General features: G+C 40.5%; 14 protein-coding genes. All 14 read left to right on the top strand.

The genetic code is table 11. The features are described from left to right. Positions 1-10: 10 nt before the first annotated feature. Positions 11-1,270, top strand: a complete 1,260-nt coding sequence (locus MgSA37_RS27720; RefSeq protein ID WP_096357062.1) for a protoporphyrinogen/coproporphyrinogen oxidase — start codon at positions 11-13, stop codon at positions 1,268-1,270. Between the two features lie 25 nt (positions 1,271-1,295). Further along, positions 1,296-2,393: an acyltransferase family protein gene (locus MgSA37_RS27725; RefSeq protein WP_096357064.1), complete on the top strand. Its 1,098-nt coding sequence runs from the start codon at positions 1,296-1,298 to the stop codon at positions 2,391-2,393. Between the two features lie 14 nt (positions 2,394-2,407). Beyond that, entirely contained in the window at positions 2,408-3,376 is a 969-nt protein-coding gene (locus MgSA37_RS27730) for a hypothetical protein (RefSeq protein WP_096357066.1), read from the top strand. 25 nt (positions 3,377-3,401) lie between these two features. Next, positions 3,402-4,100 carry a CatB-related O-acetyltransferase gene (locus MgSA37_RS29610; protein WP_311732844.1) on the top strand — a complete coding sequence of 233 codons (699 nt, stop codon included), beginning with the start codon at positions 3,402-3,404 and terminating at the stop codon, positions 4,098-4,100. After that, positions 4,097-4,756 carry an acyltransferase gene (locus MgSA37_RS27740; protein WP_096357068.1) on the top strand — a complete coding sequence of 220 codons (660 nt, stop codon included), beginning with the start codon at positions 4,097-4,099 and terminating at the stop codon, positions 4,754-4,756. Before MgSA37_RS29610 ends, MgSA37_RS27740 begins: the two co-directional genes overlap by 4 nt. After that, positions 4,753-6,060: a hypothetical protein gene (locus tag MgSA37_RS27745; RefSeq protein ID WP_096357070.1), complete on the top strand. Its 1,308-nt coding sequence runs from the start codon at positions 4,753-4,755 to the stop codon at positions 6,058-6,060. Before MgSA37_RS27740 ends, MgSA37_RS27745 begins: the two co-directional genes overlap by 4 nt. Positions 6,061-6,075: 15 nt before the next feature. Continuing rightward, complete coding sequence (locus tag MgSA37_RS27750) at positions 6,076-6,918, top strand: glycosyltransferase family 2 protein (RefSeq protein WP_096357071.1); 843 nt, start codon at positions 6,076-6,078, stop codon at positions 6,916-6,918. A gap of 3 nt (positions 6,919-6,921) precedes the next feature. Further along, on the top strand, positions 6,922-8,136 hold the full coding sequence (locus MgSA37_RS27755; protein WP_096357073.1) for a glycosyltransferase family 4 protein: 1,215 nt from the start codon (positions 6,922-6,924) through the stop codon (positions 8,134-8,136). Beyond that, positions 8,133-9,116, top strand: a complete 984-nt coding sequence (locus tag MgSA37_RS27760) for a glycosyltransferase (protein WP_096357074.1) — start codon at positions 8,133-8,135, stop codon at positions 9,114-9,116. Before MgSA37_RS27755 ends, MgSA37_RS27760 begins: the two co-directional genes overlap by 4 nt. A gap of 73 nt (positions 9,117-9,189) precedes the next feature. Further along, on the top strand, positions 9,190-9,834 hold the full coding sequence (locus tag MgSA37_RS27765) for an acyltransferase (protein WP_096357076.1): 645 nt from the start codon (positions 9,190-9,192) through the stop codon (positions 9,832-9,834). A gap of 12 nt (positions 9,835-9,846) precedes the next feature. Further along, a complete protein-coding gene (locus tag MgSA37_RS27770; RefSeq protein ID WP_096357078.1) occupies positions 9,847-10,074 on the top strand; it encodes an acyl carrier protein in 228 nt (75 codons plus the stop codon). After that, entirely contained in the window at positions 10,071-10,823 is a 753-nt protein-coding gene (locus MgSA37_RS27775; protein WP_096357080.1) for an SDR family NAD(P)-dependent oxidoreductase, read from the top strand. The genes MgSA37_RS27770 and MgSA37_RS27775 overlap by 4 nt, the downstream gene beginning before the upstream one ends. Beyond that, positions 10,824-11,825, top strand: a complete 1,002-nt coding sequence (locus MgSA37_RS27780) for a ketoacyl-ACP synthase III (RefSeq protein ID WP_096357082.1) — start codon at positions 10,824-10,826, stop codon at positions 11,823-11,825. Positions 11,826-11,845: 20 nt separating this feature from the next. Further along, positions 11,846-13,342 (top strand): glycosyl hydrolase family 28-related protein, encoded by a 1,497-nt coding sequence (locus tag MgSA37_RS27785; protein ID WP_157750773.1) that lies wholly within the window; start codon positions 11,846-11,848, stop codon positions 13,340-13,342. Positions 13,343-13,391 lie beyond the last annotated feature (49 nt).

The following is a 13,391-nucleotide window of genomic DNA, read 5'->3' on the forward strand; positions in this document are numbered from 1 at the left end:
ACTTGTATAAATGAAGAAGGCAACTATAATCGGTTCGGGAATCTCAGGATTAAGCATAGCAAATATGTTATCGGGGCGGTTTGCAGTTAAAGTTTTAGAAAGATCAGATAAAACAGGCGGCTTAATAAAATGTGAGCGGATAAATGGCAATCTTTTTCACAGGGTTGGCGGACATGTATTTAACAGCAAAAATCAATTGGTGCTGGATTGGTTTTGGAAGCATTTTAACAGGGATAACGAATTTCTTCAGGCAAAACGGAATGCCAAAATATTGCTTGCAGGCAAACTGATTGGATATCCGCTGGAAAACTACCTTTATCAACTGCCCGAAGAGCAGTTAAGGCCGATAATTGACGAACTTTTAACATTAATTGCAACCGGTAAAAAGGAGGCCGGCAGCTACGGTAATTTTAAAGACTTCCTGGTGGGCAACTTTGGGGTAAACCTTTACAATCTATATTTCGGCCCGTACAACTCCAAGATCTGGAATACCGATATCAGCAAGGTACCGCTTGAATGGCTGGACGGCAAATTGCCGATGCCGCAAATACGCGAAGTGATTGTCAGTAATATCATAAAGCGCGAAGAGTCATCAATGGTACATGCTGCATTTTATTATCCAAAAAGAGATGGCTCCCAATTTATTATCGACAAACTGGCAGAACAGCAGGATATCAGTTTATCATACCATGTTTCTGACATTAAATTTCAAAATGGCCAGTTAGCATTGAACAATGGAGACATCGTTACCGATGTTTTGGTTTATTGCGGCGATGTACGCCAGCTGGCATCTATCATTAACATTGATGATGATACGCTGAACGAGGCGCTGAAAAATGTAAGCGATTTGCTTTCAAACGGAACATCAAATGTTTTGTGCGAGACGGATGATAATGATTTGTCGTGGTTATACCTTCCCGAGGATAAATTTAAAGCGCACCGGATTATTTATACCGGAAATTTTAGCGGGACAAATAACGAAGGCAGTAAAAGAAAGACGTGTGTGGTCGAATTTTCGGGCAAGCAGGAAAAGCCAACAATGATTGAAGAGTTGGCCCTGCTTCCCGGAAACCTTTCACCGCTGGCCTTTAATTATGAGCCCGACTCGTACATCATCCAGCAAAACGGAACGCGCGACAAAATAGCCAGGTTGAAAGAGTTGCTGGTCACATATAATATTTACCTGCTGGGCAGGTTTGGCGAATGGGAATATTACAATATGGATAAATGTATTGAAGCTGCAATGGAATTAAATGAAAAATTAAGTTAACCAGGTTAAAGTAAATATCAGACCTATGAAATCCATCGCTGTAAATCGAACACAAAAAGAAAAAGGAAGCCGGTTGGCCGAATTGGATGCTTTAAGGGGGCTTGCTGTTTTAACAGTGATGCTTTATCACTATACCTATGCTTACGACTTTCATTTTAAGCTTTTTTCGGATCATAAACTTTATTTAAGCCATGGTAACCTGGCTGTTCATTTATTTTTTATCATCAGTGGGTTTGTAATATTCATGACCCTTGAGCGAAGCAAAAATAAGTTTGATTTTATTGTCTCCCGGTTTTCACGCTTATACCCCGCTTACTGGACAGCTATATTCCTAACGGCATTTATTATAACTATTTTACCGGTACCCACGCTGGGCCATTATACTCCAAAAGAGATTCTGTACAATATAACCATGTTCCAGGGGTTTACCAAGGTGCGGTTGATTGATCAGGTTTACTGGACTTTAAAAATGGAGCTTACGTTCTATATTCTTATGTATGGCCTTTACCTGGCCAGGTTGCTTCGAAAGATCGAGATCATATGTATAGGCTGGCTTACTTTATCGCTCATATCCTCACTTTTCAGCATTCATTTTAAAAAATATATCGATGTGCTGTTTATACTGGAATACGCGCCATTATTTATTGCCGGCATTAACTTTTACCGAATAAAAACAAACGGCGCAAGCTTTTTAAACAATGTAATTATTGGCACAAGTTTCCTGGTGGAGTGTAAATGGTTATTAACCCATCCGGATGAAAACTACGGCTCGCTGGCTATCCTGGCTGGTATTTATGCCGTGTTTTACTTATTCACTTACGAAAAACTTTCGTGGCTTAATAATAAGGTATTGCTGTTTTTAGGTACAATTTCCTATTCGCTATACCTGCTGCACAATGTTATCGGGTACGCCATAATTTACCGGTTGCGCCAGTTTTCAGATCTGCAGTTGTTTTATGTAATTGTGCCGCTCATATTTTCGGTGCTGCTCGCCACAACCTTGACTTACGCTATTGAAAAACCTGCATTGAAGTATATCAGGGATGCTTACAAAAAATGGAAAGCAAAAAAAGTTGTTTATGAAACGGAGGCGTTGGTTAAGGAGCCACTAAGTAACTGTTAATCAGCTAATTGATAATGGAAAACATTCTTAATATCCCCATCAGGTCCTTAAAAGGAATTTACAGCAAGATTGATGCTGAAAGCTCAAATTTTGGCCGTAACTGGAAATTGTTCCCGGTAAAGGAGTATGCCAATGATTTGATAAAAAACGCGCTGCTGACTGATGATCCTTTTATGGTGGCCAGGTTAGGATCAACAGAACTGGCCTGTATGATTAACTATTTGGGTGTAAAGCAGCAAAGTAAATACAAATCGGTTAAAGGCTATGTAACCGGCAAAAGCCCGGCATGGTGGTGGAGCCAATCCATTATGCAGCAAATGCAGGATTGGTCGGGCTTTTTCCCGGTAGATATTGGAAACATCGAAAGATTTTGCGAAATGATGATCGGAATTTTGCCAAATGTTGATGTTTTGGGTTCGTGGCTAAAAGAGGAAAAGTTTTTTAATGAGGAGCTTTCCCGTTCAAAAAAAGTAGTGCTTGAAGACCTTGAACCATTTTTTACCCCTAATCCCTGGACGTGGGGTTTAGAGGGAAAAAAGGTATTGGTTGTGCACCCTTTTGATGAGGCGATAAAAAATCAGTTTGATGTACGCGAATATTTATTTGAAAACAAACTGCTGCCCGATTTTGAATTAACAACCATACCGGCAGTGCAAAGCCTGGCGCGCGAAAATACACCCTATGACAGTTGGTTTGATGCCCTGGATTCCATGAAGGAAAAGATAGCAGCAACCGACTTCCATGTTTGCATACTGGGTTGCGGCGCTTATGGTTTTCCATTGGCCTCTTTTGTTAAAGACATGGGTAAAAAAGCAATTCACCTGGGAGGAGTAACCCAATTGCTGTTTGGTATAAAGGGAAAGCGATGGGAGAACTACATCGTATACCCTTATACTAATTTATATAATGAATACTGGATCCGGCCCGGCGATAAAAACCGGCCTAAAAAAGCAGCCATTGTTGAAAGTGCCTGCTATTGGTAGGCAAATGGAAAGTTGAGAGATAAAAATGAAGTGGATAAGATTTTCTTTAAAAATAATTCTGTTGCCTGTAAATAATTATTTAAGGGTAACCTTTTCGTTGATCAGGCTTAAATATAAAAACCCAACAATGAAATTAGTGGGGAAAGTTAGTGTTTCAAAAAGCTCCCGATTTGGCAGGAATAATTACCTGGCACTTAACTGCACGGTGATAAACACCACCATGGGTGATTTTTCATACGTTGGCGCAAATTCATTTATTCAAAATGTTACGGTTGGTAAGTTTACCTGTATAGGGCCAAATGTTTATATAGGATTGGGAAACCACCCTACGGCTGAGTTCTTTTCCATCCATCCTATCTTCTATTCAAAGCTTGCTCAGGCAGGCGGGATCACGTTTGCCGACGATCAATATTTCAATGAATATTCAGATTCCTTAATCGGCAATGATGTTTGGATTGGTGCATCGGCAATCATCCGGGGAGGTGTAATGATCGGCAACGGGGCTGTGGTTGCTTCCGGAGCTGTGGTTACTAAGGATGTCCCTCCTTATGCTATTGTAGGCGGAATCCCTGCAAAGATTATAAAATACCGGTTTGCTGAAGATGAGATTGCGAAACTTGATGACCTTAAATGGTGGGATAAGGACGATGAATGGTTTAAACACAATTTTAAGCGAATGCATTCGATAAAAAATATTAATCATTTAACCGGCAATGTGCGATGACTATTTTTTCTTTTTTATACAGGTCGTTTAAAGCGGTTTTTGAATACATCTACCGGGTATTTTCTTCGGTAGTTACGATTATAAAATTGAATGGTAACCAGGTGAATTACGGTTTAGGATTAGTAAGCCGGGGCATTCCACAAATTGAGGTCAACAGTAAAGGAAAAATGTCTATTGGAATAAATTTCAGGATGAACAATGGCAACAGGTACAACAAAATCGGCCGTCAGCGTCCTTGCCTTTTTGTGGTTAGCCCAAATGCGGTATTAAGTATTGGTAACAACACGGGCATGAGCGGAACTACTATCGTTTGCAGGCAAAAAGTTACCATTGGCGACCACGTAAAAATTGGGGGGAACACCGTAATTTATGATACTGACTTTCACAGCCTTGATCCTTCTTTAAGGCGAGATCGGTTCACTGATGCGGGAAATACATCAAATGCAGAAGTTATTATTGGTAACGATGTTTTTATCGGGGCCCATTCAACAATTTTAAAAGGGGTAACTATTGGTGAAGGCGCCGTCATCGGCGCCGCCTCGCTTGTTGCAAAAAGTATTCCGGCCTATGAGATATGGGCAGGAAATCCGGCCCGGTTTTTAAAAAAAGTAAATAATGTACAGGTAGAAAATAAAACGCTGGTATACAACAAATGAAGTTCCGAAAGATCTTAATATTTAGCCTCATCTTCCTGGTTGTTTCTGATGCTTTGCTATACATCGGAAACAAGGGGATTGAAAGTACTTTAATAGTGCCTGTTTCACTAGCGGCTAAATATTTGGTCTTAATTAACCTGATCTGGGTTGCAAGTAAAAGCGACTGGAAGGATGATCTCTCCGGCACCGTTTCCGTGCTGTTTAAACTCTTGCTGGTATGGAATATCATTACGATTATCAGAGGTGTATTTTTGGCGCACGATTACTGGGACTGGAAATTCCTGTTTTTTAACTCGGGCTTGTTTTTCTTAATACCACTGGCCTTTTTCATTGGTAAAAGCATGAGCCTCTCTCAGGCCACATTTAACTATGTGATAGGATTTCTTTTTCTCCTTGGTTTCCTGGCAATACCAATTGGCTTTGTAACCAACCGTCAGTTGTATTCGCGTTTAATGATCCCGGTAAGTTTTTTTATAGTGATGATTCCGTATTTAAAAATGAGGTACCGGGTGCTCATTCTGATTGTGGCGATAACTTCCGTAGTAGTGGTAACCGATTTCAGAACGAATATTATAAAAATTGTTATTTCTATCCTTATTCTTCTTACCTGGTATTTAAGGAGCTACATTTCCGTCGGATGGCTTAAATTGATCCATTTCGTTTTGATTTTTGCACCCCTCGTCCTTTTGTTTTTAGCGGTAACCGGGCAATTCAATATTTTCGACCAGGCCTCACAAAATGACAGTTACGTTGTAAAAGACAACAAAGGCAATGCCGGCGATGACGAAAGTTTAACTGCCGATACGCGGACTTTTATCTACCTGGAGGTTTTTAAAACATTGAATGCCCAGGATAGCTGGCTGTTAGGTGGCAGCGCTGTAGCAAAATACAAAACCGAATCTTTTGATAAACTTGTTGAAAACAACCAGCGGTACGGTTCGGAAGTTGGCTTTTTGAACACCCTTTTATATTCAGGTATTATCGGCGTTGTCCTTTATGCTTTATTGCTTTTTGTGGTTTCGCACAACGCCATTTATTATTCCAATAACTGGCTTAGTAAAATGATCGGCCTGGTAATCATATCCCGCTGGCTATTGTTTTTTATGGAAGAATTCACACAGTTCGACCTCAATTTTTATTTTTTATGGATCATTATTGGGTTGGTAAGCACAAAGCAATTCAGGGCAATGACCGATACGCAGGTCGCCTTGTATTTTTTAAATTTTAAAAATTGGTATTTAAATGTTTTTCGCGCTAAAGCTTTACAATTGAATGAGTTAACGGTTGATAATAATGAAGAGTAATCAGTAAAATTTAACATGTTATTTATAATTATCCCTGTATATAACCGATGGCATTTTACCCATGCCGTTTTAAATAGCTTAATGCGGCAAAGCAATAAGCTATTTAAAATTATTGTTGTTGACCATGGCTCGACAGATGGAACAAGTGATCATATTGCTTCACAATTTCCGGAGGTTATTGTATTGAAGGGCGATAACAGCATGTGGTGGACAGCCGCAGTAAATAAGGGAATCCGATACGCTTTACAGGAAAATGCACTGCATATACTCACACTGAATAATGATACGGTTGCGGAGTCCGATTACATCGCGCAATTATATAAAGCAATAGATAATGCGCCTGCAAATTCAATTATTGGTTCAGCTTCAATCGACGTAAATACTAAAGAAATTACTTATTGTGGCGAAAAATTGAATTGGTTCCTTGAGTCAAGCACAAAAAATATAAAGCACCTGAATAGTGTACAAACGGACAAAGGGTTATTGCCGGTTACGCATTTCCCTGGCAGGGGGTTGCTGATTCCGGTACAGGTATTTGACCAGATCGGTTTGTTTGACGATAAGTATTTTCCGCATTACATGGCAGACTATGAATTCACACTGCGCGCCGTAAAAAATGGGTTTCCGTTATTTTGCGCCACTGACGCAAGGATAGGCACCTATCCGGAAGCGAGCGGTGCAAATCAAATTAAAGCCATGAAAACTGTTAAAGGGTATAAACAGCATTTATTTGGCATAAAAGGCGGCGGTAATCTGCCCTTGTTTTACCGGTATGCATTCAGGCATTGCCCTGTTTATGCATTACCAACACATCTATTTTTAGGAACGTTTCGAAGGCTAATCGGTTATTGGGTATAAGTTATGTTTAGAGTAATTCTATCGGCATTTTCATGTGATCCTTCAAAAGGGTCCGAGCCCGGCCTGGGATGGAACTGGGCTATCGGCTTGGCGTCAAGAGGGTTTGAAGTACATTGCTTTACCAGGAATATTGGAAAAACAGAGATCGAAAAGCAAATTACTCCTGAAAATCTTTATTTCCATTATATTACCCTCCCCTTGGGATTAGAGCGGTTATACAGATTTTCGACAGCCGGCATGTATGCTTACTACATTTTATGGCAGTGGTTTGCCTGGCGAAAGGCGAGGATTCTAAAACGGAATTTAAAAATAGACATTGCCCATCATGTATCCTGGGGAAGTGCTCAAATGGGCTCGTTTATGCATAAACTCGGTGTCCCCTTTATTTTTGGCCCGGCTGGCGGAGGCCAGGAAGCGCCCCTGGCTTTTAAGAAGTATTTTAAGGAGCATTGGGCGGCCGAAGAAAAGCGGGCGAAGGTTACCCGGCTTATGCTCCGTTACAACCCGGCCTGCAGCCCCATGTTTATGAAAGCGCAAACGGTAATTGTATCAAACCCCGATACGTTTAAAATGCTTGATTCTTTCGGGGTTAAAAATATAAAGGTTTCTCTGGACGCTGCGCTTCCTGATAGTTTTTTCCCGCAGCATCCTATTATTAAATCTCCCCAAAAAGGAAAGCTTAACTTGTTGTGGACGGGCCGTTTTTTACCCCGCAAAGGAGTTTTGCTGCTGCTTGATGTAATGAAAGAACTTAAGGAATATAAGGACATTGTGTTAACTGTAGTTGGGGATGGTGAAATGAAGGAATCGTTCCTTGATAAAATAAAGGAATACCAGTTACAGGATACCGTGTTGTGGAAAGGAAAAGTACCTTTTGAAGAGATAAAAAAGTACTACCGGGACTATGATGTTTTCTTTTTCACCTCCCTGCGCGACTCCTGCCCGCCTCAATGTATCGAAGCAATGGCATACGGTATGCCAGTTATAACACTAAACCTGCACGGGCAAGGCTTTATCATTAACGACCAGACCGGTATACGCTGTAGTGCGGATAACCCGGAGATCGCTATCGGCGAATTAAAAGCTGCTATTTTAAAGCTTTCCCAAAATCCTGAATTGGTAAAACAGATGAGCGAAGCTGCAACTGAATTTGCTTTAAAACAGAAATGGGAAGAGAAAATTAACACAATTGTTGAACAATATTATCCAACAGTATGACACTTGCACCTATTATCATCTTTACTTATAAACGACTGGGCACGTTAAAACAAACCATCGGCACGCTAAAGGATAATCCCCTGGCAAGTAAAAGCGAATTATTTATTTTTTCAGACGGACCAAAGAATGAAAATGACACTAATTCGGTAAACCAGGTTCGCGATTACATAAAGCAGATTGATGGCTTTAAAAGTGTGAAGTACGTTTTTTCTGAAACCAATAAGGGTTTGGCATCATCCGTTATATCTGGCGTCTCGGATGTGTTTAAAACTTATAATTCAGCCATCGTTTTGGAAGATGATCTTTTATTAACGCCTAACTTTCTGGCTTTTATGAACCAGGCACTTGATACCTACACTTCAAGTAACAAGGTGTTTTCTATTTCCGGGTATTCCTTTAGTTTAAACCCCTCATCGAAGAATGATGACGATGCTTATTTTTTAAACAGGGGTTGGTCATGGGGGTGGGCCACATGGAAAGACAGATGGGAACAAATAGATTGGGAGGTTAAAGATTACCCTGAGTTCGAAAAAAGCATAGCACAAAAAAAAGCCTTTAATAAAGGCGGAAGCGACCTTTCGGCCATGCTGCATAAGCAAATGACCAATAAACTCGATTCATGGGGGATCAGGTGGCTTTATCACCAGTTCCGGATCAATGGACTTACATTATATCCTAAAAATTCAAAAATACTGAATATCGGATTTGATAACCAGGCTACCCATACAACCGGATCTGATAGCCGTTACATTCCGGAACTGGACACCAGTTTAAAGGAAACCTTCAAATTTCCGGACAGGGTGGAAATAACCCAACATTATCAAAATGCTTTTCAACGGAAAATGGGGATTGCCTCCCGGATAAAGTCAAGGATAGATACCGCTATAAAACATTCAAAAAGAAGAGTAGCTGATTTGTTTTCAAAACCCTATGCGGATAAAACAGGCGATGCAAATTTTGTGGAGGTGAAGAAAATTTAGAAAAAGATTATTCCCGGCGCAGAGGATGTGATACCGGGAGCGGCAAGGATATGTGCTTTTATACTTTTTATTAATGAAAAATTTAAAGAAGAAAATTTCATTCAATTTGTTTTTGTCATCAATTAATGGCTTTTATCGAAATTATTTTCAAACAAGGCGGTCAAAGTTTGGAGCAATCCACGCTACCTCACGTGTCAGATTTCCAATTCTTATTAAAGGCATTGAGAATGTGTATCTAAGCGAAAACACACATATCCTGGGGCGTTCGTTATTAATCACAACCAAGGCAAAGTTTATCATGAAAAAGAACTCTGCTTCGGCCGAAGGACTAACTGTGGTAACAGGAAGCCACCCATCAGTGGTTGGTAGACTTTTTTTAGACATAGCAGCAGACGACATACAGGAAGCTAAAGATGTTATTGTTGAAGAAGACGTATGGCTGGCTGCAAATGTTACCCTGCTGGCGGGTATTACGGTGGGGCGCGGCGCAATAATAGGCAGTGGCACGGTTTGCCGCAGCTCGGTACCGCCATATGCAATTGTTGTGGGCAATCCGGCAAAAGTGGTCGGCTTTAAATTTTCACCGGAAGAGGTTATTGCCCACGAAAAGATGCTATACCCTGAAAATGAAAGGCTTGAACTGGCGATTTTACAAAAAAACTACAATAAATACTTTATAAACAGAATTAGTGAAATTAAATCACACCTTAAACTATAAAAACATACAACCATGGAATTACAAGATTTTGTTAAAAAGTTTGCCGATCAGTTTGACAATACTGATCCGGAAGAAATTACGGCATCAACCAGATACCAGGAACTGGAAGAATGGAGTTCATTAACCATTTTAGTTGTCATCACTTTTGTGACAACAGAATATGGTAAGCCTGTAACAGGCGCAGAACTCCGCAGCTGCGAAACTGTTGAGGATTTATATAATTTGATCGCATCAAAATGATCGGTGAGAATGGTCCTTTTTCATTATCCGGCAAAAGAATATTAATAACAGGCGCCTCCTCGGGTATTGGCAGATCATGCGCAATTGAATGTTCAAAACTGGGTGCCGCTTTAATAATAACAGGCCGCAATTCCGAACGTTTGGAAGAAACTATGGCTATGCTATCTGGCGATGGGCATCTTTTTAAAGCGCTGGACCTAAATGATGGAGATGCGGTGTCGGGCTTTATCGGCAACATCTCCAATCTGGATGGCGTTGTATACTGTGCAGGGATTCAAAAAACCTGCCCTTCCAAGCTCATTCAACGGGCAGATATTGAAGAGGTGTTTGAGACGAATTTTTTCTCAATAGCCAACATGAACAGCCTGCTGTTAAAAAAGAAAAAGATAAATAAAGGCAGTTCCGTTGTTTTTATTTCTTCGACAGCCGCCGGGATTGTTGCCGAAAGCGGGAACGCTATTTACAGCGCATCAAAAGGCGCTATTACTTCGTTCGCGAAAGTGCTGGCACTCGAACTCAGCAACCAAAAAATAAGGGTGAACTGCATTTTGCCTGCAATGATAAAAACGCCCCTTTTGGAAACTATTTCGGTGGATAAGGAGCAGCTGGCGCTGGATGAAAAAAGATACCCTTTTGGCTATGGCAGCCCTGAAGATGTAGCTTATGCGGTGATCTATCTGTTATCCGATGCTGCAAAATGGGTTACCGGTACTAATTTATTACTCGATGGCGGTTTAACTTTAAGATAAATGAAAGCATATATAAATTCTATATCATACTATTTACCCGAACATACACTTACCAACCAGGATTTGGTGAAGGAATTTCCTGAATGGAGTGTTGAGAAGGTTACAGATAAAATAGGGGTTAGTCAAAGGCATATTGCGTCAGGAGAAGAAACTGCGGGCGACATGGCGGTGAAAGCGGCCGGAAAGTTATTTGCAGAACATGCGATTCGACCCGAATCAATAGATTTTATATTATTTTGCACACAAAGCCCCGACTATTTTTTGCCTACCACGGCTTGTATAATTCAAAATAAGCTAGGTATTCCTACTACGGCTGGCGCCCTGGATTTTAACCTCGGTTGTTCGGGGTATATCTATGGCTTATCCCTTGCGAAAGGCTTAATATTTGCAGGAATCGCAAAAAATATATTGTTACTGACAGCCGAAACCTACAGCAAATATATCCATCCGCTAGATAAGGGCAACCGGTCAATTTTTGGGGATGGCGCTTCCGCTACGCTTGTCTCAACCGAAGGATTTGCGGAGATTGGTGATTTTGTGTTGGGAACAGATGGTCGTGGTGCCGACAATTTAATTGTAAGGGCTGGCGGCGCCCGCAACCCGGAGACGGAAAACACTGTTAAAGCCGATGAAGGAGGCGCACTTTTATCTGCCGACCACCTTTATATGAACGGATCCGAGATTTTCAACTTTACGCTGCGCTCGGTTCCTCCTTTAGTTAAGGAAACCTTAACTAAAAATGGTTTGGAAATGGCTGATGCTGACCTTTTCGTATTCCACCAGGCGAATAAATATATGCTTAATTCGCTCCGAAAACTGTGTTCAATAAGCCAGGAGGCCTTTTACGTTGATATGGAAGATTTAGGGAATACGGTGTCGTCAACTATCCCCATTGGCTTAGCACGCGTAAGGGAAAAAGCAATAAAAGGCGAAAAATTTAACATCGTAATTATTGGTTTCGGGGTGGGTTATTCCTGGGGTGGTTGTGTTTTAAAGTGTTAATTTTTAATCCAAAAAATATTATGTTTTATTCAGTATTTAAAAGCACTATTATATGTATGGTGTTGATGGTTAATTTACACCTCTATTCGGTTGCTGTTCGTGATCAACCCTCAAAAAATGAAAGCTTTAGCGCAGATACGGTTAACGTAAAAACGTTTGGAGCCCGGGGCGACGGCGTTCAAAATGATAGCGCGGCTTTTCAAAAGGCAATTATATATGCTTCCGGAGCCAGGAAGGTTTTGCTGGTGCCAAAGGGTATATATAAAATAAGTAACCTGGTAGTTTATCCCAATAGTAAAATAGTGGGGGTTAGGGGCAGTTCTGTTTTGGTACTTACAAACGGGACTCAAAATAACCGTCAATGCTTCCTGTTAACGGATGTATCTAAAAACATCCTGATAAGCAATATTGCGTTTGATGCTAATGGGAAGAATAATGCAGGAAAAAATATTTTTTGTATCAAATCTACTCTTAGCCCCAAAGGATCAATTAATAATCTGACTATTCAAAATTGTTCATTTACCGGGTCAAAAAACTATGGTTCTGTGTTTTTGATCGGCCCTACAGATCATATTACCAATGTCGTGATTTTTAATTGTTTGTTCAATAATTTGGGTTCAAGTGCGGTTTCAGTAAGAGGTATAAATGGCTTAACATTTAATAGCAATACCGTAACCAATTGGGACCTGCTTGATAAAATAAATGCTGCATTCTCATTTCAATCGCAGGTTTGTTCTAACATCGTTTTCAGAAATAATTATTTTAAAAATAAGGATGCCGCCTATTTCGCGGTTGAGTGTGCAGGCACCTGTCTCAACCACGGAGTTTTTACGGGTAATACTTTTGACGGTAATGGGTATGATGCCTCTGGAATTTCCGGCGTATTTAATAATTGCCTTTTTAAAGACAATAAGCATTTAAACGGCGGCGGCACCCACCGCAGCGGGTACGAATTGGTTGGGGATAATGACACTTTAACAAATAATGTGATCGAACATGGGTCTATCCAATTGGGGGCAGGAACACCAAATATTGCGTACGCCGCCCACACGGGATCAGGATATATTGTTACCGGAAACAGGATTACCGGCAATTATGGCACCAATAATTTATGTTTATCCATAGGAGGTTTTGATACGGTTAAGAGTGCATGGATCGAGCATAATATTTTTGATAACCACGGTGGCAAAGGAAATGCACCGGTTATTGAAATAGGACAGCGCGGGCCCGCAAAAAATGTAACTATACAAAACAACCAGCTGCTCGGCTCTCCGGGAAATTCATGTATCAGGATGAAAGTATCGGCAGGAAACCACTACTCCGAAAATATCATGATCAGGAAAAACACCATCACCGGGGAAAACGGTATTCAGGTGTATGATATGCCGGTGTGGAAAGGCGTAAAAATTTCCGAAAACGATTTCACAGGAATTTCAGGGTCTGTTTTTATGAAAACCTCCGGTTTTTCTTCTGAATTTCATTTGGAAAAAAACAAGTCCTTAAAGAAACTTAATTAATGATTAAAATCAGAGTTGTCGTAAAAATATTTTATCATTTCCTATTACA

Origin of the sequence: Mucilaginibacter gotjawali, assembly GCF_002355435.1 — a bacterium.
Taxonomy (GTDB): Bacteria; Bacteroidota; Bacteroidia; order Sphingobacteriales; family Sphingobacteriaceae; genus Mucilaginibacter; species Mucilaginibacter gotjawali.